This window comes from Mycobacterium sp., assembly GCF_035499775.1.
Taxonomy (GTDB): Bacteria; Actinomycetota; Actinomycetes; order Mycobacteriales; family Mycobacteriaceae; genus Mycobacterium.
This window is the reverse complement of record NZ_DATJYB010000279.1, coordinates 1-21,912: the sequence shown is the minus strand read 5'-3', so window position 1 is coordinate 21,912 and position 21,912 is coordinate 1. Positions and strand designations below refer to the sequence as shown.

The following is a 21,912-nucleotide window of genomic DNA, read 5'->3' as shown; positions in this document are numbered from 1 at the left end:
GCGACCCTATGAGCGGTTCTTCTTCGCGGTCCTTCGTGCACCTGCACAACCACACCGAGTACTCGATGCTGGACGGTGCCGCGAAGATCTCCCCGATGTTCGCCGAGGCGGAGCGGCTGGCCATGCCCGCGATCGGGATGACCGATCACGGAAACATGTTCGGCGCCAGCGAGTTCTACAACGCGGCGACGAAAGCCGGCATCAAGCCGATCATCGGTGTCGAGGCCTACATCGCGCCCGGTTCACGCTTCGACACACGCCGGATCACCTGGGGTGACCCGAGCCAGAAGGCCGACGACGTGTCCGCCGGCGGCGCCTACACCCACCTGACCATGGTGGCCGAGAACGCGACCGGGCTGCGCAACCTGTTCAAGCTGTCGTCGCTGGCCTCCTTCGAGGGCCAGCTGGGCAAGTGGTCACGCATGGACGCCGAACTCGTCGCCGAGCACGCCGAGGGCATCATCGCCACCACCGGCTGCCCATCCGGCGAAGTGCAGACCCGGCTGCGGCTCGGGCACGACCGCGAGGCGCTGGAGTCCGCCGCCAAATGGCGCGAGATCTTCGGCGCCGACAACTACTTCCTCGAGCTGATGGACCACGGGCTGTCGATCGAACAGCGGGTCCGCGAGGGTCTCCTCGAGGTCGGCCGCAAGCTGGGCATCCCGCCGCTGGCCACGAATGACTGCCACTACGTCACCCGCGACGCCGCCCACAACCACGAGGCGCTGCTGTGCGTGCAGACCGGCAAGACGCTGTCGGACCCCAACCGGTTCAAGTTCGACGGCGACGGCTACTACCTCAAGTCGGCCGCCGAGATGCGTCAGCTCTGGGACGACCAGGTCCCCGGCGCGTGTGATTCCACCCTGCTGATCGCCGAGCGGGTCCAGTCCTACGCCGACGTGTGGACACCGCGGGACCGGATGCCGGTGTTCCCGGTGCCCGACGGGCACGACCAGGCGTCCTGGCTGCGGCACGAGGTGATGGCGGGGCTGCAGCGACGTTTCCCGTCGGCGGTCGGCCAGGACTACCTCGACCGGGCCGAGTACGAGATCAAGGTCATCTGCGACAAGGGCTTCCCGGCGTACTTCCTGATCGTGGCCGACCTGATCAACTACGCGCGGTCGGTCGACATCCGGGTCGGCCCGGGACGTGGTTCGGCGGCGGGCTCGCTGGTGGCCTACGCGCTGGGCATCACCAACATCGATCCCATTCCGCTCGGTCTGCTGTTCGAGCGCTTCCTCAACCCGGAACGTCCGTCGGCACCCGACATCGACATCGACTTCGACGACCGTCGCCGCGGTGAGATGGTGCGCTACGCCGCCGACAAGTGGGGCCACGACCGGGTTGCCCAGGTGATCACCTTCGGCACCATTAAAACCAAAGCGGCCCTGAAGGATTCGGCAAGAATCCACTACGGGCAGCCGGGCTTTGCGATCGCCGACCGGATCACCAAGGCACTGCCGCCCGCGATCATGGCCAAAGACATTCCGCTGGTCGGCATCACCGACCCGGCCCACGAGCGGTACAAGGAAGCCGCCGAGGTTCGCGGCCTGATCGAAACCGACCCGGATGTGCGCACCATCTACCAGACGGCGCGCGGCCTGGAAGGCCTGATCCGCAACGCCGGCGTGCACGCGTGTGCGGTGATCATGAGCAGCGAGCCGCTGACGGAGGCCATACCGCTGTGGAAGCGGCCGCAGGACGGCGCCATCATCACCGGCTGGGACTACCCGTCGTGCGAGGCCATCGGCCTGCTGAAGATGGACTTCCTGGGCCTGCGCAACCTGACGATCATCGGCGACGCGATCGAAAACATCAAGGCCAACAGGGGAATTGACCTCGACTTGGAATCGGTTCCACTCGACGACAAGCCCACCTACGAGTTGCTGGGCCGCGGCGAGACGCTGGGCGTGTTCCAGCTCGACGGCGGGCCGATGCGCGATCTGCTGCGCCGCATGCAGCCCACCGAGTTCAACGACATCGTCGCGGTGCTGGCGCTGTACCGGCCGGGGCCGATGGGCATGAACGCCCACAACGACTACGCGGACCGCAAGAACAATCGTCAGCCGATCAAGCCGATCCACCCCGAACTCGAGGAACCGCTGCGCGAGATCCTCGCCGAAACCCACGGTCTGATCGTCTACCAAGAGCAGATCATGTTCATCGCCCAAAAGGTCGCCTCCTACACGATGGGCAAGGCCGACGCGCTGCGCAAAGCGATGGGCAAGAAGAAGCTCGAGGTGCTCGAGGCCGAGTACAAGGGCTTCTACGAAGGCATGACCGCCAACGGCTTCTCCGAGCGTGCGGTGAAAGCGTTGTGGGACACCATTCTTCCGTTCGCCGGGTACGCGTTCAACAAATCGCACGCGGCCGGCTACGGCCTGGTGTCCTACTGGACCGCCTATCTGAAGGCCAACTATCCGGCCGAGTACATGGCGGGGCTGCTGACCTCGGTGGGCGACGACAAGGACAAGGCCGCCGTCTACCTCGCCGACTGCCGCAAGCTGGGCATCACGGTGTTGCCGCCCGACGTCAACGAGTCGGGCCTGAACTTCGCATCGGTCGGACAAGACATCCGCTACGGCTTGGGCGCAGTACGCAACGTCGGTGCCAACGTGGTGGGCTCGTTGATCCAAACCCGTAGTGACAAAGGCAAATTCACCGACTTCTCGGACTACCTCAACAAGATCGACATCTCGGCCTGCAACAAGAAGGTCACCGAGTCGCTGATCAAAGCGGGTGCCTTCGATTCGCTCGGGCATGCCCGCAAAGGCCTTTTCCTGATCCACACCGACGCCGTCGACTCGGTGCTGGGCACCAAGAAGGCCGAAGCGATGGGGCAGTTCGACCTGTTCGGCGGCTGGGACGACGGCGCGGAAGGGGCCGCCGACGCGGTGTTCACCATCAAGGTGCCCGACGACGAGTGGGAGGACAAACACAAGCTGGCCCTGGAACGAGAGATGCTGGGCCTGTACGTGTCCGGCCACCCGCTGAACAAGGTGGCCCACCTGCTGGCCGCCCAGGTCGACACCGTCATCCCGGCGATCCTGGACGGTGACATCCCCAACGACACCCAGGTTCGGGTGGGCGGCATCCTGGCCTCGGTGAACCGCCGAGTCAACAAGAACGGCATGCCTTGGGCGTCAGCGCAATTGGAAGACCTGACCGGTGGCATCGAGGTGATGTTCTTCCCGCACACCTACTCCAACTACGGCGCCGAGATCGCTGACGACGCCGTCGTTCTGGTCAACGCCAAGGTCGCCATCCGTGACGACCGCACCAGCTTGATCGTCAACGAGCTGGTGGTGCCCGACTTTTCCAGCGCGCAGGCGGACCGGCCGCTGGCGGTCAGCCTGCCGACACGTCAGTGCACCTTCGACAAGGTCAATGCGCTCAAGCAGGTGCTGGCCCGCCATCCCGGAACCTCCCAGGTTCATCTACGGCTTATCAGCGGGGATCGGATCACCACGCTGGAGCTGGATCAGTCGTTGCGGGTGACGCCGTCGCCCGCGCTGATGGGCGACCTCAAGGAACTGCTGGGTCCCGGCTGCCTGGGCGGTTAGGCCTTCGCTCTGCCACGAGCGTGCATCTGGCGACGCTCCATCGGCGTTTCGCGTCGGAGCACGCACGTCCGCTGTCCTGGCTGTTGGTTGACCGTGATCGAGACTGAATCTAGGGCTAGTTTCGGGGCGGGTTTCGCGCTCTCAGTGCAGTCTCGATGCGCTCAGTGCAGTGTCGATGCCGCGACCACAGTCAACGACTTAGAGTTGGCTCTAAGTCAAGCATCGAATTTCGAGGGGTCCCGATGACGACCGGCCTGACAATCGGTGAGGCGGTGCGGGAAGCCGGGGTTTCGCCGACGAGGCGCCCGGCCGGCCGCGCGCTCGCCGGGGCCAAACTCGCCGAGATCGACGCGCGGATGACATCGCTGGCTCAGGCGCGGGCTGTCATCGAGTGGGGGATGCGCTGCACGTGTCCGTCGATCGATGCCTGCACGTGTGGCATTCACACCGCGCTGCCCGCCTGAGGCAGCCGGCAGATGAGCGAGCACGACGCGTGGCGGGTCGGCGATGTCGTCAACGACCTCTACGAGGTGCGCCAGGTGATGACCTCCGGCGGGATGGGGTTGGTGCATCGGGTCTGGCACCGCGGCTGGAATCTGGAGTTGGCGGTCAAAACCCCACGCCCGCAATTGGTTTCCTCGACGCAGCAGATTGCCGACTTTGAGACCGAAGCCGAAACCTGGGTCGGACTCGGCCTGCACCCGCACGTGGTGGCGTGCGTCTATGTGCGGCGGCTGGACGGATTGCCGCGAGTGTTCGCCGAATGGGTCGACGGCGGCAGCCTGGCGGAGGCCGTGGAATCCCGCGCGCTCTACGACGGCAGCCACGACGAGGTGCTGGCCCGGATTCTGGACATCGCCATCCAATTCGCCTGGGGCCTGGACCACGCCCACAGCCGCGGCCTGATCCACCAGGACGTCAAGCCCGCCAACGTCATGCTCGCCAGCGACTGGACGGTCAAGGTTTCCGATTTCGGGCTGGCCAAAGCCCGTGCCGCGGCCGGCGAAGTGATCCGCAGTGGACCCCACGTGAGCGTGCTGGCCGGCTACGGCGGAATGACCCCGGCCTACTGTTCACCCGAGCAGGCGCGAGCCGCGCACACCGCCAAATCCGGCGGCCAACCGGACCCGTTGACCCGGGCCACCGACGTGTGGTCCTGGGCGATCAGCGTCTGGGAGATGTTCACCGGAGAGCCACCCTGCCAGCGGGGGCAGATCGCCGACGAAACCTTCCGGTCCTTCCGCGAGGCCCCCTGGGTCGATGACCCCGCGATCCCGCCGATGCCCGACGCGATCGCAGCGCTGCTCACCCGTTGCCTGGACCCGGACGTGGCCACCCGGCCCCGACGCACCGCCGACCTCGCCGACGAACTGGCCCAGCTTTATGAGCGGCTCGCCGGCGCGCCCTACCCGCGCACCAAGCCCGAAGCCGCGGAGTTGTTGGCTGACGCGCTCAACAATCAGGCTCTGTCCCTGCTCGACCTCGGACGCACCGAAGACGCCGAGCAACTGTGGCAGCAAGCCCTGACCGCGGATCCGCATCACCTGGACAGCATCTACAACCGCGGGCTGCATCGGTGGCGATGCGGCCACATCTCCGACACCGAGCTGATAGCCCAGCTCGAAACGATGCGCGCCAGCCAGCCCGGTGCGTACACCGACCACCTGATGGCGCTGGCGCACCTGGAGCGTTACGACACCGTCAGCGCCCGCCAGTTGCTCGCCGACGCCGCTCGCGAAGCACCAGAAGACCGCGATATCGCCGAGTCGCTCACCGCCGCGCACCACCAGGCCGAGCTCGCCGAACCGCGCGACCTGAACGAGAGGGACTCCCGCAGCACGTTTCGCGTGGTGTCGGTCTCGGCCGATGGCCGGATCGCCGTCACCGACGGGGGCGGCGAGGACCCGACGGTGCAGGTCTGGGATGTGGTCGGCGGGACCCGCCTGCGGGCCTTGAGCGCGTCGACCATATCGTCGGTGGCGGTGTCGGCCAACGGGCGTTTCGCGGTTTCCGGTGGCGGCGACGCCATGCAGTTGTGGGACCTGGTCAGCGGAGCCTGCCTGGTCACCTGGAGCGCCTCGAGCGTGTCCTCGGTGGCGGTGTCGGCCGACGGACGCGTCGCGGTCTCCGCCAGCGACGACAGGGTCCAGATCTGGGATACCGCCGACGGGACCTGCCTGCACACCCTGACCGACAGAAGGCGCTCCGTGGACTCGGTGGCGGTCTCGGCCGATGGCCGGATCGCGATCTCCGGCGGCAGAACCGTGCGGGTCTGGGATGTGAGCGCCGGGGCCTGCGTGCACACCTTGGACGGCCACACCCGCATCGTGGGGTCGGTCGCCGTGTCGGCCGATGCGCGCATCGCGGTGACCGGCAGCTACGACAAGACGGTGCGGGTGTGGGACCCGGCAAGCGGCATGTGCCTGCACACCTTGACCGGCCACACCGACGCGGTGTTCTCGGTGGCGGTGTCGGCCGACGCGCGCATCGCGGTCTCCGGCAGCTACGACAACACGGTGCGGGTCTGGGATCTGGCCGGCGGAACCTGCCTGCGCACCCTGAGCGGCCACACCGAGGGGGTGCGGTCGGTGGCGGTGTCGGCGGACGGCAAGACCGCGGTCTCGGGCAGCCGCGACCAACTGTGGGTGTGGGAGGTGCCCACGACTCGCGGGCTCGCCGCCGGTTGGAGTTACGCGCGGCCGCACAGCGCCCATGACCTACTGGCCGGCGCGGCGGCGGTCGAGGCGGACGCCCGGCGTGCTGAGACGCTGCTTGCGGCCGGTCACGGGACCGAGGCGGCCGCCCAACTGCGCACCGCGCGCGCCGTCCCCGGCTACCGGAGAGACCGGCGGCTGGTATCCCTCTGGCGCAGGCTGGCCATTCTGGGCACGCGCGCCCAACTCCAGGACGCGTGGCCGCAACACAGCATGACCGGCCATAGCCGTTCGGTGGTCGCTGCGGTATCGGGCGACGGCCGCATTGCCGTGTCCGGCGACGGGGGCGGGACGCTGCGGGCGTGGGATGTGAGTAGCGGGGCCTGTCTGCACACCATGACCGCCGACGCCGACGAGGTCGGTGCGGTGGCGGTGTCGGCGGATGGTCAGATCGCCGTCTCCTGCGGCTACGGCCCGACGGTGCAGGTGTGGGATGTCGCCAGCGGGACTTGCCTGCGCACCCTGACCGGCCACACCAGCTCGGTGAACTCGGTGGGGCTGTCGGCCGATGGCCGGATCGCGGTCTCCGGCAGCTTCGGCCAATCGCTGCGGGTGTGGGATGTGGCCAGCGGGGCTTGTCTGCGCGCCTTGACCGGCCACACCGGCAGGGTGAGGTCGGTCGCGGTGTCCGCCGATGGCCGGATCGCGGTCTCGGGCAGCTCCGACGCAACGCTGCGAGCGTGGGACCTGCGCGGCGGAGCCTGCCTGCACACCATGGCCTACCACACCAACTGGGTGGGATCGGTGGCATTGGCGGCCGGTGGGCTGATCGCGGCTTCGGTGACCAACGGGCACGAGAGAGTGCGGGTGTGGGACCTCGACCGCGGAACCTGCATACGAACCCTCGAAGACGACACCGACTCGGTAACCGTGGCGCTGTCGGCCGACGGGCGCGTCGCCGTCACCGGCGGGGACGCCACCGACAAGACGGTGCGGGTGTGGGATCTGGTCACCAAGACATGCCTGTGCACACTGGCCGGTCACACCGACCGGATCCGCACGATCGCGCTCAACGCCGCGGCAACCGTGGCGGTGACGGGCAGCGACGACCAGACGATGCGGGTGTGGTCGCTGGATTGGGAATACCGGTTCGGCGCCGGCGACTCGCGGTCGGAGACGTCGGGCTGGCCCGAGTAGTCAGAACCGGTACCGCAGGATGCGTGCCTTGCGTGCGCCCGCCTTGAATTTCCCGGATGCCTTGGTAGCCAATCGAATCCAGCCTGGGAACAGGTCGACCTCGGGTGCGTGCGCCAGGCTGGCTTCCTCGACCAGGGTCAACCGCGGATTCCACGACTCGGGCACCCGTGCGTCCTTGAAGCCGGCATAGCCCCATTGGCTGCCGACGCTGCTGAACATCTGCTGCGGGGCCAGCTTCACCGCGACGCGGCTGAACCAGCCGATGTGCCCGTAGTCGTTGAACGCCAGCTCGCCGGACCGGAAATGTTCGCTGACGCGGCGGAAGACGCCGACGATCGTCGCCTCGGACAAGAACGCGAACAGGCCGTCGGCGATCACCATGGCGGGCCGGTCGGCGGGGATAGTGTCGGGCCAGCTGCCGTCGGCCACCGATGCGGCCATCGAATGGGCATGCTCGCGGGCCGGCATCACCTGATCGCGCAACCCGACGACACCGGGCAGGTCGAGGCTGTACCAATCCACCGTGTCGGGTGGGCTGACCCGGAACACGCCGGTGTCCAGCCCGGCGCCGAGGTCGACGACGACGGCATCGGAATGTCGGGCGGTGAAAGTGCGCACCCGCTCGTCGAGCATCTTGGCGCGCAGCGCCGACTGGCACACGACGCTGTCGGGCACGCCGAGCCCCGCGAAATCGAAGTCGATCTTGCCGACGATGTCGTCGGCGAGCGTGTCGCCGAGAATAGGGCGGGGCCAACGGCTGTCCAGCGCGCGGGCGTACTGCGTGAGCAATGCGGTCTGCTCAACCGGCGAGAGTTCGTTGACGTCGATTTCCGAACTCGCCCCCATGTTTTCCAACGTACGCGCCGCTGCTTTGATCGAGGCATAGCCTTCCGCGCCCCATCACCGCGGACGTACGCTCACCGATATGTGGGCAACCCAAGGAGAGCGGACATGACCACGACCGAACGCCCAACCACGATGTGTGAGGCCTTCCAGCGCACCGCGGCGATCGATCCGGATGCCGTGGCACTACGGACACCCGGCGACACCCAGACACTGACCTGGCGCGAATACGGCGATCAGGTGCGCAAGGTGGCCGCCGGACTGGCCGGCTTGGGGGTGGGGCGTGGCGACACGGTTTCGCTGATGATGGGCAACCGGGTCGAGTTCTATCCGCTCGAGGTGGGCGCGCAACACGTTGGCGCCACATCGTTTTCGGTGTACAACACGCTTCCCGCAGAGCAACTGACCTACGTGTTCGACAACGCCGGCACCAAGGTGATGATGTGCGAGGAGCAGTACGTCGACCGGATCCGCGCCAGCGGCGCACCCATCGAGCACATCGTCTGCATCGACGGGAAGCCGGAGGGCACGCTGTCGGTGGACGACCTCTACGCGGCCGCCCCCGCCGACTTCGACTTCGAGTCGACGTGGCGCGCGGTGCAACCCGACGACGTCATCACCTTGATCTACACGTCCGGTACCACCGGAAATCCCAAGGGCGTCGAGATGACCCACTCCAACCTGCTGTTCGAGGGTTACGGCCTTGACGACGTGCTCGGAATCGAGTTCGGCGACCGGATTACGTCGTTCCTGCCCTCGGCGCACATCGCCGACCGGATGACCGCCCTGTATGGCCAGGAGATGTTCGGTACCCAGGTCACGGTCGTGTCCGACGGACGTGCGATCGCGGCGGCGCTCAAAGACGTGCGGCCCACCGTGTGGGGCGCGGTGCCCCGGGTATGGGAAAAGCTCAAGGCCGGAATCGAATTCACCGTCAGCCACGAGACAGACGACACGAAGCGGCAGGCCTTGGAGTGGGCGATGTCGGTGGCTGCGAAACGCAGCGACGCCCTGCTCGCCGGCGAGCCGATGTCCGACGAAGACGCCACCGAATGGGCCAAGGCCGACGAGTTGGTGCTGTCGAAGCTACGGGAGCAGCTCGGCTTCGGAGAACTCCGGTGGGCGCTCTCGGGAGCGGCGCCGATCCCCAAGGAGACGCTGGCCTTCTTCACCGGCCTCGGCATCCCGCTCTGCGAGCTTTGGGGAATGTCCGAGCTGAGTTGTGCCGCCACCGTCATCCATCCCCGCGAGGCGCGGCTGGGCAGCGTCGGCAAACTGCTGCCCGGGCTGGAGGGCAAGATCGCCGAGGATGGCGAGTATCTGGTCCGCGGTCCGTTGGTGATGAAGGGCTATCGCCGGGAGCCGGGCAAGACCGCCGAGGCGATCGACGCCGACGGCTGGCTGCACACCGGCGACATCTTCGACGTCGACTCCGACGGTTTTCTGCGGATCGTCGACCGCAAGAAGGAACTGATCATCAACGCGGCCGGAAAGAACATGTCCCCGGCCAACATTGAGAACACCATCCTGGCCGCGACCCCGATGGTCGGCGTGATGATGGCGATCGGCGACGGCCAGCCGTACAACACCGCGCTGCTGGTGTTCGACGCCGACTCGGTCGGCCCTTACGCCACCCAGCACGGGCTCGACCCGACTCCCACCGCCCTGGCCGCCGACCCGGAGGTGGTCGCACGGATCGCCGCCGGCGTGGCCGAGGGCAACGCCAAGCTGTCGCGGGTGGAACAGATCAAGCGCTTCCGCATCCTGCCCACGTTGTGGGAGCCCGGCGGCGACGAGATAACGCTCACGATGAAGCTCAAGCGCCGACCGATCATGACGAAATACGCTGCCGAGATCGAGGAACTCTACGGGCGCGAGCCGCATCCCGACGTCCACGAACCCACCGCTACCTCAACGGTGCAACCGGCGTGACCGGGGGACCGGCGGCGGCCGCGCGTGAGCTAGGCCGGGTCCGGGTGCGAAAGTTGCTGCAGCGCACCGGGATTGTCCATGAATCGGTGGAGCCGTTGTCGACCGACCCGCCCGAGGTAGCCGGGCTGCTGCGCGCCCCGTGGTATGACGAACGGCTGCAGAAGCTCGCTGCCGAGTTGGGGCGCGACCCCGACGGCGTGCGCGCCGAGGCCGCGGGCTACCTGCGGGAGATGGCGGCCTCGCGCGACGAGCGGGCGGTGGAGGCATGGCGCGGATTCAGCCGCTGGCTGATGCGGGCCTACGACGTGCTCGTCGACGAGGACCAGATCGCCGCGCTGCGCAAGCTGGATCGCAAGTCAACGCTGGCGTTCGCGTTCTCGCATCGCTCCTACCTGGACGGCATGCTGCTGCCGGAGGTGATCCAGGGCAACCGGCTCTCGCCGGCGCTGACCTTCGGCGGAGCGAACATGAACTTCTTCCCGCTGGGCGGCATCGCCAAACGCACCGGGACGATCTTCATCCGCCGTCAGACCAAAGACATTCCGGTCTACCGGTTCGTGCTGCGGGCATACACCGCGCAGCTGGTCCAAGACCACGTCAACCTGACCTGGTCGATCGAAGGGGGCCGGACCAGGACCGGCAAGCTGCGGCCCCCGGTGTACGGCATCCTGCGCTACATCACCGACGCCGTCGACGAAATCGACGGTCCAGAAGTGTATTTGGTGCCGACCTCGATCGTGTACGACCAGCTGCACGAGGTCGAAGCCATGACCACCGAGGCCTACGGCGCGGCGAAACGGCCGGAGGACTTCCGCTTCCTGGTCCGGCTGGCGCGGCAGCAGGGCGAACGGCTCGGCCGCGCTTACCTGGACTTCGGCGAACCGCTGCCACTGCGCAAGCGTCTCGAGGAGTTGCGCGCCGAGGAATCCGGCGCCGGCACCGAGATCGAGCGCATCGCGCTGGACGTGGAACACCGGATCAACCGTGCCACGCCCGTCACGCCCACCGCGGTGGTCAGCCTCGCGCTGCTGGGCGCCGACCGCTCGCTGTCCATCAGCGAGGTGCTGGCCACGGTGCGACCGCTGGCGAGTTACATCGCGGCGCGCAACTGGGTGGTCGCTGGTGCCGCCGATCTGACCAACCGCTCGACGATCCGCTGGACCCTGCACATGCTGGTGGCCTCCGGGGTGGTGAGCGTCTACGACGCTGGGACCGAAGCAGTGTGGGGGATCGGTGCGGACCAGCACCTGGTCGCCGCCTTCTACCGCAACACCGCAATCCACATCCTGGTCGACCGCGCCATCGCCGAGATGGCGTTGCTGGCGGCCACCGAGGATGCGGCCGACGGCTCGGTGCTGCCGGCGACCGTGCGCGACGAGGCGCTGAAGCTGCGCGAGTTGCTGAAATTCGAGTTCCTGTTCTCCGCACGCGCGCAGTTCGAGAAGGATCTCGCCGACGAGGTGCGGCTGATCGGGCCGGTGGAGGACATCACCAAGCCGATTGCCGCCGAGGACATCCGGCTACTGCTGGAATCGGCCGACCTGCTGTTGGCGCACCTGGTTTTACGTCCGTTCCTGGACGCCTACCACATCGTGGCCGACCGGCTGGCCGCCGAAGAGGACGAGTCCTTCGACGAGCAGGCCTTCCTCGCCGAGTGTCTGCAGGTGGGCAAGCAGTGGGAGTTGCAGCGCCGAATCGCCAGCGCCGAGTCGAGGTCGATGGAGCTGTTCAAGACCGCGCTTCGGCTGGCTCGGCATCGCGAGCTGATCGAGAGCCCTGATGACCCTGATCCCGGGGACGTCGCGCAACGACGACGGCAGTTCGCCGACGAGGTCGCCACCGCAACCAGGCGGGTCAACGTCATCGCAGAACTGGCCAGATCGCGGTAGTCGCCCTCAGGCCGTGGTTGGCGGTCAGTCGGCATTGATTGTGGCTGGCGGTCGACCGGGATCGAGGCTGCGTCTAGGGCTGCTTTCGGGCGGCTTTCGCGCCCTCAGTACAGTCTCGATGCGCTCAGTGCAGTCTCGACGCCGCAACTCGGCCAAAACCCGCACGCGGGCCCTCGCCGAGGGTTAGTCTGTGATCTGGATCACACGCCTAAGCGGAGGGAGGCGGGGTGATGGGTGTGGCAACCACGCATTTCCCCCAGCAAACGGCGCCTTGCGGACGCTCGGCGCACGGCGATCACCATGTCGAGGGCGACGACGAGGGTCTGTCGTACGACGACCTCAACTACGCCTGCGGCTGCCGCGAGATCCGGCACGTCTACCACGACGGATCGATCCGGATCCGCACGATCCGGCACAACGGCAAGGTGTTGCTCGACGAGCGCTCGGGCGATCACGAGGCCTGACCCGCGCATCTCGCGCCGCATAGAGTGGTTGGCATGCCACTTTCCGGTGAATACGCCCCCAGCCCCCTTGATTGGTCCCGCGAGCAGGCGGACAAGTACGTCGAATCCGGCGGAACCCAGGGCACGGACTTGAAGGGGATGCCCGTCATCCTGCTGACCACGGTCGGAGCGAAGTCCGGCAAGCTGCGCAAGACGCCGCTGATGCGCGTGGAGCACGACGGCCAGTACGCGATTGTCGCCTCGCTCGGCGGCGCCCCCAAGAATCCGGTCTGGTACCACAACGTCGTCAAGAACCCGCGGGTGGAACTGCAGGACGGCGAAATCGCCGGCGATTACGACGCTCGCGAGGTGTTCGGCGACGAGAAGGCCACCTGGTGGGAGCGCGCGGTCGCGGCGTATCCGGACTATGCCGACTACCAGAAGAGGACCGAGCGGCAGATTCCGGTGTTCGTGCTGACCCCGGTCAGCTGACCCTGCTGTCAGGGTGGACAACCGCCCAGCTATCGAGGATTCGATGACTGATCAGTCCGATGGCGAAGCGCGTCCACTGATCGCGTTCGTCACCCGCGACAACGCGCCGCCGATCGGCCCGGCGCCGATCGGCCGGGCGTGGATGTCGGAGATGGCCGAGCTGCGGATGGGTTGGCCGAATCGGTGTTTGCCGCTGCTCATCGCCAACCAGAGCGGCTGGGAGTTGCGCAATCCGTGCGGGTTCACGGCCACCTGGGTCGGTCAGGAAGACGGCATGGACGTGATCGTCGCACCGGATAGGCGCGTGACCGGTCAGTTCCTGCCGTCCAGCCATTTCGGTAACGGCATTCTGACCTGGCATCTGCCGATGCTGTTTCGCACTCCGCCGGGCTACAACCTGCTGGTCCGCGGGCCGGCGAACTACCCGAAGGATGCGGTGTGCCCGCTCGAGGGCATAGTCGAAACCGATTGGGCCAGTGCGAGTTTCAGCATGAGCTGGAAATTCACCCGCAAACTGATGCCGGTGCGGTTCGACGTCGACGAGCCGATCTGCATGATCGTCCCGCAGCGTCGTGCCGAACTGGAAGAGTTCGCCCCCGAACTCAGGCGCATCGAGTCGGACGAAGAGTTGAACCGCAAGTATGAAACCTTCCTTCGCGCGCGCGACGACCTCGGGCGGACCCACGCAGAGGCGGACGTCGCCGCCGGAGATCGACTGCAGTGGCAGGGCGACTACACGCGGGGCAAACACGCCGACGGCGAGGACGGGTCGCCCGACCACCAGACGCGCCGTCATCTTCGGGACTTCGCACCCTCGGTGAGCTGATCGGTCCCTCAGGGCGGCATGGCACCATTGACCGGTGTCCGCCGAACTGAGCCAGAACCCGAACACGTCACCGCTAACCGCGGCTGACATTGACGGTGCGGCGAAGCGGATCGCCCCGGTGGTCGCGCCCACGCCGCTGCAGCTGAGCGAGCGGCTGTCGGACATCACCGGCGCGACGGTCTACCTCAAACGCGAAGACCTGCAGGTCGTGCGCTCCTACAAGCTGCGTGGCGCCTACAACCTGCTGGTTCAGTTGTCCGACGAGGAGCTGGCCGCCGGCGTGGTGTGCTCGTCGGCCGGCAACCACGCGCAGGGCTTCGCGTATGCGTGCCGGTCGCTGGGCGTGCATGGCCGCGTGTATGTGCCTGCCAAGACCCCCAAGCAGAAGCGCGACCGGATCCGTTATCACGGCAGGGAGTTCATCGAGCTGATCGTGGGCGGGTCGACCTACGATCTGGCCGCCGAGGCCGCGCGGGCCGACGTCGAACGCACCGGCGCCACCCTGGTACCGCCCTATGACGACCTGCGCACCATGGCCGGTCAGGGCACCATCGCCGTCGAAATCCTCGACCAGCTCGGTGGCGAGCCTGACCTGGTGGTTGTCCCCGTCGGCGGTGGCGGCTGCATCGCCGGCATCACCACCTACCTCGCGGAGCGGACGTCGAACACGGCGGTGCTGGGCGTCGAGCCGGCCGGGGCCGCCGCCATGATGGCCGCGCTGGCCGCGGGGGAGCCGGTGACGCTGGACGCCGTCGACCAGTTCGTCGACGGCGCCGCGGTGAACCGGGCCGGCGCGCTGCCCTATGCGGCGCTGGCCGCGGCCGGTGACATGGTGTCGATCACCACCGTCGACGAGGGCGCGGTCTGCACCGCGATGCTCGACCTCTATCAGAACGAAGGCATCATCGCCGAGCCGGCGGGCGCGCTGTCGGTCGCCGGCCTGCTGGAAACCGACATCGAGCCCGGAACCACCGTGGTCTGCCTGATCTCGGGCGGCAACAACGACGTGTCGCGCTACGGCGAGGTGCTGGAACGCTCACTGATCCACCTCGGTCTCAAGCACTACTTCCTGGTGGACTTCCCGCAGGAGCCGGGCGCGTTACGTCGATTCCTCGACGAGGTGCTCGGGCCCAACGACGACATCACCCTGTTCGAGTACGTCAAGCGCAACAACCGCGACACCGGTGAGGCGTTGGTGGGCATCCAGCTGGGGTCGGCCCATGATCTGGACGGCCTGCTGGCCCGGATGCGCGCGACCGAGATCCACGTCGAAACCCTGCACCCGGGGTCGCCGGCCTACCGCTACCTGTTGCTGTAGTTCTCCCGCCGTCACCGCGAGTAGGACGTCAGATAGCCGGGCACCGCGGTGCTGGGATCCAGGTCGCCGGCCGGCTCCGGTGTTCCGGCCACCACGCGCAGCGGCACCACACCGGCCCAGTGCGGCAGCGCCAAGTCTTCGGGCTCGTCAGCCGCGCCGCCGGTGCGCACCTTGGCCGAGACTTCGACCAGGTCGAGGGCGAGCACCGAGGTTGCCGCGAGTTCACGCGCATCCGGGGCCCTGCAGTCGGACGCGCGCCCCGCTGCGATGTGATCGAGCAGGCTGCTCAGCGCCCGGAGTTTCTCGGCCGGGTCTGTTACCACGCGTGCGTCGCCCACCACGACCACTGAGCGGTACACCATCGAGTGGTGCAGCGCCGAGCGGGCCAGCACCAGCCCGTCGACCAGCGTCGCGGTGACGCAGACGGGCAGGCCCTCCGCTCTGGCGGCGAGCATCGGGGCGCTGCCGGTGGAGCCGTGCAGGTACAGGGTTTCGTCGAGGCGGGTGTGCGTCGTCGGCAATACCACCGGCCGACCAGCGTTGACGTACCCCAGGTGGCAGATCAGGGCCTCGTCCAGGATGCGGTGCACCGTTTCGCGGTCGTAGCGGGCGCGCTCCCGGTAGCGGGTAGGCGTCGTTCGCGGGGTGGGGAGGTATGTGGTTTCCATCACCTTGCCCTTTAGTTTGTACTAGTACATAATAGACAGCGTGCCAGTACAATACAGCATAGCCGGGGCCGGCGCCGAGTCGATAGCCGCCAGCATCGAAGAGGGGATATCCCAAGGCGTGCTGGCGCCTGGCGACGCCCTGCCGCCGATCCGGGAAGTCGCAGCCGAACTCGAGGTGAACCCCAACACGGTCGCCGCCGCCTATCGCCTGTTACGCGATCGCGGGGCGGTCGAAACCGCGGGACGGCGCGGAACCAGGGTGCGGGACCGGCCGGCGACCACGTCGCGGTCGCTGCTCGGCCTCGGCGTTCCTGCGGGGGCGCGCGACCTGTCCACCGGCAACCCGGACGCCTCGCTGTTGCCCATCGCGTCGGCGCACCTTACGCCGACTGCGGGTGCGCCACTGCTGTACGGACAACCGGCGATTTCGGCCGACCTCGCCGAGCACGCCCGCGCCACTCTGACCGCCGACGGCGTCCCGGCGGACCACCTCGCGGTGACCAGTGGCGCACTGGACGGCATCGAACGGGCGCTCACCGCACACCTGCGCCCGGGTGACCGGGTTGCCGTCGAGGACCCGGGTTGGGCCAATCTGCTCGATCTTCTTGCGGCACTGGGACTTTCCGCCGAACCCGTTGAGGTCGACGACGACGGACCGGTGGTGCTCAGCATGGCCCGGGCGCTGCGCCGCGGCGTGCAGGCGGTAATCGTGACGACCCGGGCACAGAACCCGACGGGGGCTGCGCTGTCCGCGGCCCGCGCCGCCACGCTGCGCGGCCTGCTGGCCGGCAAGACTCGCGACGTGCTGGTCATCGAGGACGACCACTGCGCGGGCATCGCCGGCGTGCCGCTACACCCGCTGGCCGGATCAACGCGCCGCTGGGCTTTCGTGCGGTCGGCATCCAAGGCGTACGGCCCCGACTTGCGGCTCGCGGTGCTCGCCGGCGATCGGCGAACCGTTGAGCGGGTGCACGGACGGCTACGGCTTGGGCCGGGCTGGGTGAGTCATCTGCTGCAGGACCTCGCCGTCCGGCTGTGGTCGGACGACGCGGCTGCGTCCCTCGTGGAGGAAGCCGCCGAGCGGTACGCCTACAACCGCAACCGATTACGCGCAGCCTTGGCCGAGCGCGGTGTCACCGCGCGGGGTCGCTCCGGGCTCAACGTGTGGATTCCGGTGCCCGACGAGACGGCCGCCATCACCCGATTGCTCAGTGCGGGCTGGGCCGCGGCGCCGGGCACCCGGTTCCGGATGGACTCCCCGCCGGGGATGCGAATCACCGTCGCAGACCTGGCTTATGGCGAGATCGACTCGCTGGCGGACGCGATCGCCGAGGCGGTGCACGCCACCGGCAGCCCGAGTGTGTAGCTACGGTTACGCGAGCAGTCGAAAAGGACGGGCCATGCTGAATGCGATCAACGCTGTCGTCCCTCGTCTCGAACCGCACATCAACCGGGTCGGCGCGTTGAACCGGCGTCCGTACGATCCGCGGATTTCGACCGGGCCGCCCAGCGGGCGATGGCCGATCGTGCACTACGGCGTGATGCTGCCCGGCATTGCCGATCCGTTCCGGTTTCTGACGAACATCGTGATCCTGGGAACCGCCAGTCGGATTCCGGCGTGGAACAACGCGCCACTCTTAGCCGGCGAACCGGCCTCGGACAGCGCCTGGATCTTGACCGGGTCGGCCATCCAATCTGACGCGTTCCATCGATACAGCATCGAACGCGACTGCGATCTCGCGGCTGATGGATCGCGGCTGCGCTTCGGTGATCAACTCTCGATTGCCGGTCGTCCCAACGGCCGGTCCGGTGCCGAGGCGGAGACGATCAGGCTCGCGATCCGCGAGGGCGACCTTGTCGCCGATCTCGAATTACGCCCGACGACGCTGATCACGCACTTCATTCACCTGCCGGGCATCTACCAACACTGGGGCGTGATGTGCGAGGTCGACGCCGCCCTCTCGTCGGCTGCCGACCCGTCGGTTTCGGTGCAGCACTCCGGGCTGGCCACCTACGAGTACGCACGCGGGACGAACCTGCCGCTACCGATCCTGTTCTTCACCTATCAGATCATCAACGTCGATGCGCGCACCCAGATCCTGTTCACCGACGTCCTCGGCCCGGGGGGATTTCCCTTGCAGCGCAGGGTCAACGTGCGAACCACCGACGGCGAGAACTCGACCTTCATCCGCGGCTTCGCCCATGAAGTCCACACGCGGCTGTCACCTCAACTCACGCCCACAGGTGAGCGGATGAAACTGCCGGAGACGTTTACCTGGTCTGTGGACGACGACGACGGCTCGGCGCTGATCACCATCCACGGGCACACCAACGACGATTTCACCTACGGGCTCGGTGCAGGCTTCGCCGGCAGCTAACAGCTACACGGGAGCATTTCGCGGAGCGTCCATCGAAGGCACCGGCTACATCGAGTGGTGCGACGAGAAGGTGTGATCCGCACACCCGCGCTCGGCCTACCTCCGCAGGATCGCGAACGAGTGGGCGGGCAGCTCGGTGCTGCCGTCGCTGACGGTCGGCGTATCCCAGGCCAGCACCGGCTCACCGCTGACCGGCACGGTCACCGCCTCGCCGCTTAAGTTGCACGCAATCGAAAACCCGTTGCGGTGCAGCACTATCCAGTGCCGGGCTTCGTCATAGTCGACGGTCAGGTGTGCCAGCCAGGGGTCGGCCAGGTCGGGCTCGTTGCGGCGCAAGGCAATCAGGTCGCGATACAGATCCAGCAGCCGGGCGTGATCTCCGGAGTCCACTTCGCCCCAGTCCAGCTTGGAGCGCAGGAAGGTCTGCCGGTCCTGCGGGTCGGGGATATCGTCTGCGTCCCATCCGTGTTCGGCGAACTCGGCCTTGCGTCCCTCGGCGGTAGCGCGGGCCAACTCAGGTTCGGGATGCGAGCTGAAGAACTGGAACGGGGTCGACGCACCCCATTCCTCACCCATGAAAAGCATTGCGGTGTAGGGCGATGTGAGTACCAGCGCGGCTTTCAGCGCGAGCTGACCGGTGGTCAGGTTCTGCGAGGGACGGTCTCCCAGAGCGCGGTTGCCCACCTGATCGTGGGTACAGGTGTAGGCCAGCAGTCGCGTGGCCGGGACTACCGACACGTCCAGCGGACGTCCGTGCCGGCGCCGCCGGAACGACGAATACGTGCCGGCGTGGAAGAAGCCGTGCCGCAGCGTGTGTGCCAGCGTGGAGAGCGAACCGAAGTCCGCATAATAGCCCTGGCGTTCACCGGATACGGCGGTGTGGATGGCGTGATGGATGTCGTCGTCCCATTGCGCGGTGATGCCGTAGCCGCTCCTGTCACGCGGGGTGATCAGCCGCGGATCGTTGAGGTCACTCTCGGCGACGAGCGACAACGGGCGGCCCAACTGCCTTGACAGCCAGTCGGTCTCGGTAGCCAGCTCTTCGAGGATATGGACCGCGGTGGTGTCCACCAGCGCATGCACGGCGTCCAGTCTCAGCCCGTCGGCGTGGAAATCGCGCATCCAGCGCAGCGCGCACCCGATGATGTAGCGCCGTACTTCGTCGGAGTCGGCGTCGGCGATGTTGATGCCTTCGCCCCACGGGTTGCTGCCCGACGACAGGTACGGGCCGAACCGCGGCAGGTAGTTGCCCGACGGGCCGAGGTGGTTGAACACCGCGTCGATCAGCACACCTAAACCACGGGCATGACAGGCGTCGACGAACCGGACCAGCCCGTCGGGGCCGGCGTAGGGTTCGTGCACGCTGTACCACAGCACCCCGTCGTATCCCCAGCCGTGGGTGCCGGAAAAGGAGTTGACCGGCATCAGCTCGACGAAGTCGATACCGAGATCGACCAGATAGTCCAGCTTTTCGATCGCCGAGTCGAATGTGCCGTCACCAGTGAAGGTGCCGACGTGCAGCTCGTAGATCACCGCGCCTTCGACGGATCGGCCGGCCCAGCTATCGTCGGTCCAGTTGGAGCCCAACGGATCCCACAGTTGGGAACGCGCATGCACCCCGTCGGGCTGGCGCGCAGAGCGCGGGTCGGGCAGCACCGTGGGGTCGTCGTCGAGCAGATATCCGTAGCGTGCGTCCGGCGCGCAAGACACGTCGGCGTGCCACCAGTCGTCATCCGAGCGTGTCATCGCGTGCACCGCGCCGTCCAAATCGAGACGCACTTGCTCGGGTTTGGGCGCCCACACCCGGAACTCAGGCACTATCGCGCTCCAGCAAGACCACCGGCAGCTCGGCGAACAATTCGGCGGCCGACGTCGGTCCGCTTGCCGCGGCGCCGGTGAGCCGGTCGGTCCAAGCACCGGCGGGCAGCGGCAGCACGGTGTTGCCCCAGCCCGTTTCGGCCAGCCGCAGCGTCCAACGGGTCACCGCGACCAGAATGTCGTCGCCGCGCAGGAACGCCATCACATGATCGCTGGCCTCCCCGTCGGCCAACACGGGCAGGTATGCGCCCTGCAGGAAACTGTCCGGCCGGGAGCGCCGCAGCCGCAGCGCTGTGCTGACGACCCGAATCTTGGGATGCTGCAATTCATTCAGGGCGGCTCGCCGAACCTGGTAGTCAACCGGGCGGCGGTTGTCCGGATCGACGAGGCTGTCATCCCACAGCTCGGTGCCCTGGTAGACGTCGGGTATGCCGGGCACGGTCAGCGCAAGCAGCTTCTGACCTAACGCATCGCTGGACGCATGCGGGTTGAGTTGGGCGACAAACTCGGTCAGCTGGGACGCCACCGGCCCGTCCAGCACGGTGTCCAGCCAACGGTGCACGGCATCCTCGAAAGCGGTGTCCGGGTCGGTCCACGAGGTATGCCAGGCCGCTTCCCGGATGGCCTTTTCGGTGTAGCCGTGCAGCCGGTCCCGCAGCTCGGAGCTGACCTCGCCGCTTGCCGGCCACACCCCGAAGATGTTCTGCCACAGAAATTGTCCGGTGGCGGGATCGGGCGAGGGCGCCGTTATCTCCCAGCGCGCCAGGAACTCCGACCACAGCGACGGCACCTGGGACAGCACGCCGATACGCGCACGGACGTCCTCACCGCGCTTGGTGTCGTGGGTGGTCAGCGTCGACATCGTGTGCGGCCACATCCGGGCCCGGATAGCCGCACGCTGATGAAACTCCGCGGCGCTTACGCCGAACCGGTGCGGTTCGCCGCCCACCTCGTTGAGCGAGACCAGGCGGGCGTCGCGGTAGAACATACAATCCTCGACGGCCTTGGCGGTCACCGCGCCGCACAGCTGTTGCAGGCGCGCGGCCGCCGGGCCGCTGCGGGCCAGGGCCGCGGCCAGCACCTGCAAAGCCGGCTCGAGATCCGGTGCCGCCGCTGCAGTTTCAGCGATCGCGCTGGGCAGGATCGCGGCCAGGCCAGGGTAGTCGCAGCGGTAGACCCCGATGCGGGTCAACAGTGCGGCCACCGCCTCGGGCAGCTGCGGATGGTCGCTGCCCGCCGCCGCCGCGATACACCGGCGCAGCCGGCCCATTTCACTGGCCAGAGTTTCGGTGGCCGCGCGGACCTTGAGGTCGGCCAGCATCGCCGGCATGCCCTGATAGTCCGCACCGGCGGATTCGATCAAGGCGGTCAGCGCCGGCGCCCCCGCCGGATCGACGAAGACTCCGCCCACTTCCCGCAGCACGTCGTAGCCGGTGGTGCCGGCCACCGGCAGCGTCGGCTCCAGGGCTTCGTCGACGGCGAGGATCTTCTCGATCACGATCCATGCCTTGGCGCCGAGTGATTCTCGCAGCCACGCCAAATATCCGCAGGGGTCCGACAGCCCGTCCGGGTGGTCGATGCGCACGCCGTCGACGAGTCCCTCGCGAAACCAGCGTGCGATTTCGGTGTGGCTGGCGTCGAACACCGCCCGATCTTCCTGACGCAACCCGGCCAGCGAGGTGATCGAAAAGAAACGGCGGTAACCGACCAGGCCGCGCCGCCAGCCGACCAAGCGATAGTGCTGGCGGCCGTGAACTTCGGCCCCGGTGCCGGCCCCGGTGCCGGGCGCGATCGGAAACGCCAGGCCGCCCAGCCGCAGCAGCTCGCCGTCGACCTTCAAGTCGGCGACGTCGTCGTCGGAACCCAGCACCGGCAACACAATTCGGCCGTC

At 67.5% G+C, this 21,912-nt stretch carries 14 protein-coding genes and 1 pseudogene; 11 read left to right on the top strand and 4 right to left on the bottom strand.

Annotated elements, in window-relative coordinates; translation table 11 throughout:
* Positions 1 to 8 precede the first annotated feature (8 nt).
* The 3 genes and pseudogenes from dnaE to VML93_RS17850 all read left to right on the top strand — a co-directional run bounded on the left by dnaE (position 9) and on the right by VML93_RS17850 (position 7,414).
* Positions 9 to 3,563, top strand: coding sequence for a DNA polymerase III subunit alpha (gene dnaE / locus VML93_RS17860; RefSeq protein WP_325612666.1), 3,555 nt, complete (start codon positions 9 to 11; stop codon positions 3,561 to 3,563).
* Between the two features lie 299 nt (positions 3,564 to 3,862).
* A pseudogene (locus VML93_RS17855) lies at positions 3,863 to 4,027 on the top strand (MerR family transcriptional regulator); the annotation flags it as partial.
* Positions 4,028 to 4,039: 12 nt separating this feature from the next.
* Positions 4,040 to 7,414: a protein kinase domain-containing protein gene (locus VML93_RS17850; RefSeq protein WP_325612664.1), complete on the top strand. Its 3,375-nt coding sequence runs from the start codon at positions 4,040 to 4,042 to the stop codon at positions 7,412 to 7,414.
* Here VML93_RS17850 and VML93_RS17845 read toward each other — a convergent pair whose 3' ends face one another.
* Entirely contained in the window at positions 7,415 to 8,260 is an 846-nt protein-coding gene (locus VML93_RS17845) for a class I SAM-dependent methyltransferase (RefSeq protein WP_325612663.1), read from the bottom strand.
* 105 nt (positions 8,261 to 8,365) lie between these two features.
* On the opposite strand from VML93_RS17845, the gene fadD11 reads away from it, so the two are divergent.
* The 6 genes from fadD11 to ilvA all read left to right on the top strand — a co-directional run bounded on the left by fadD11 (position 8,366) and on the right by ilvA (position 15,157).
* Complete coding sequence (gene fadD11 / locus VML93_RS17840; RefSeq protein ID WP_325612662.1) at positions 8,366 to 10,189, top strand: fatty acid--CoA ligase FadD11; 1,824 nt, start codon at positions 8,366 to 8,368, stop codon at positions 10,187 to 10,189.
* Positions 10,186 to 12,078, top strand: a complete 1,893-nt coding sequence (locus VML93_RS17835) for a lysophospholipid acyltransferase (RefSeq protein ID WP_325612660.1) — start codon at positions 10,186 to 10,188, stop codon at positions 12,076 to 12,078. The genes fadD11 and VML93_RS17835 overlap by 4 nt, the downstream gene beginning before the upstream one ends.
* A 230-nt stretch (positions 12,079 to 12,308) precedes the next feature.
* Positions 12,309 to 12,542, top strand: a complete 234-nt coding sequence (locus VML93_RS17830; protein ID WP_325612659.1) for a hypothetical protein — start codon at positions 12,309 to 12,311, stop codon at positions 12,540 to 12,542.
* Positions 12,543 to 12,575: 33 nt separating this feature from the next.
* Positions 12,576 to 13,013 carry a nitroreductase family deazaflavin-dependent oxidoreductase gene (locus VML93_RS17825; RefSeq protein WP_325612657.1) on the top strand — a complete coding sequence of 146 codons (438 nt, stop codon included), beginning with the start codon at positions 12,576 to 12,578 and terminating at the stop codon, positions 13,011 to 13,013.
* Between the two features lie 43 nt (positions 13,014 to 13,056).
* The gene (locus tag VML93_RS17820) at positions 13,057 to 13,839 is read left to right on the top strand and encodes a DUF6065 family protein (protein WP_325612655.1); all 783 of its coding nucleotides are present in this window, start codon (positions 13,057 to 13,059) and stop codon (positions 13,837 to 13,839) included.
* Positions 13,840 to 13,873: 34 nt separating this feature from the next.
* Positions 13,874 to 15,157, top strand: coding sequence for a threonine ammonia-lyase (gene ilvA, locus VML93_RS17815; RefSeq protein ID WP_325612653.1), 1,284 nt, complete (start codon positions 13,874 to 13,876; stop codon positions 15,155 to 15,157).
* A gap of 11 nt (positions 15,158 to 15,168) precedes the next feature.
* On the opposite strand, the gene VML93_RS17810 is transcribed toward ilvA, so the two are convergent.
* Positions 15,169 to 15,825: a pyridoxamine 5'-phosphate oxidase family protein gene (locus tag VML93_RS17810; RefSeq protein WP_325612650.1), complete on the bottom strand. Its 657-nt coding sequence runs from the start codon at positions 15,823 to 15,825 to the stop codon at positions 15,169 to 15,171.
* A gap of 40 nt (positions 15,826 to 15,865) precedes the next feature.
* Here VML93_RS17810 and VML93_RS17805 point away from each other — a divergent pair, with 40 nt between their 5' ends.
* Both VML93_RS17805 and VML93_RS17800 read left to right on the top strand, forming a co-directional pair.
* Positions 15,866 to 17,191: an aminotransferase class I/II-fold pyridoxal phosphate-dependent enzyme gene (locus tag VML93_RS17805; RefSeq protein ID WP_325612648.1), complete on the top strand. Its 1,326-nt coding sequence runs from the start codon at positions 15,866 to 15,868 to the stop codon at positions 17,189 to 17,191.
* 34 nt (positions 17,192 to 17,225) lie between these two features.
* Positions 17,226 to 18,203 carry a DUF6670 family protein gene (locus VML93_RS17800; RefSeq protein ID WP_325612646.1) on the top strand — a complete coding sequence of 326 codons (978 nt, stop codon included), beginning with the start codon at positions 17,226 to 17,228 and terminating at the stop codon, positions 18,201 to 18,203.
* 96 nt (positions 18,204 to 18,299) lie between these two features.
* Here the strand turns inward: VML93_RS17800 and treZ are convergent, their stop codons facing one another.
* Together treZ and treY are read right to left on the bottom strand one after the other, a co-directional pair.
* On the bottom strand, positions 18,300 to 20,021 hold the full coding sequence (treZ, locus tag VML93_RS17795; protein ID WP_325612644.1) for a malto-oligosyltrehalose trehalohydrolase: 1,722 nt from the start codon (positions 20,019 to 20,021) through the stop codon (positions 18,300 to 18,302).
* The coding region (gene treY, locus VML93_RS17790; protein WP_325612642.1) for a malto-oligosyltrehalose synthase at positions 20,014 to 21,912 on the bottom strand (1,899 nt) is incomplete at its 5' end. The genes treZ and treY, both read right to left, overlap by 8 nt.

Coding starts and splice junctions, on each gene's coding strand:
- dnaE (WP_325612666.1), top strand. CDS start 9: ATGAGCGGTTCTTCTTCGCGGTCCTTCGTGCACCTGCACAACCACACC.
- VML93_RS17850 (WP_325612664.1), top strand. CDS start 4,040: ATGAGCGAGCACGACGCGTGGCGGGTCGGCGATGTCGTCAACGACCTC.
- VML93_RS17845 (WP_325612663.1), bottom strand. CDS start 8,260: ATGGGGGCGAGTTCGGAAATCGACGTCAACGAACTCTCGCCGGTTGAG.
- fadD11 (WP_325612662.1), top strand. CDS start 8,366: ATGACCACGACCGAACGCCCAACCACGATGTGTGAGGCCTTCCAGCGC.
- VML93_RS17830 (WP_325612659.1), top strand. CDS start 12,309: ATGGGTGTGGCAACCACGCATTTCCCCCAGCAAACGGCGCCTTGCGGA.
- VML93_RS17825 (WP_325612657.1), top strand. CDS start 12,576: ATGCCACTTTCCGGTGAATACGCCCCCAGCCCCCTTGATTGGTCCCGC.
- VML93_RS17820 (WP_325612655.1), top strand. CDS start 13,057: ATGACTGATCAGTCCGATGGCGAAGCGCGTCCACTGATCGCGTTCGTC.
- VML93_RS17810 (WP_325612650.1), bottom strand. CDS start 15,825: ATGGAAACCACATACCTCCCCACCCCGCGAACGACGCCTACCCGCTAC.
- VML93_RS17800 (WP_325612646.1), top strand. CDS start 17,226: ATGCTGAATGCGATCAACGCTGTCGTCCCTCGTCTCGAACCGCACATC.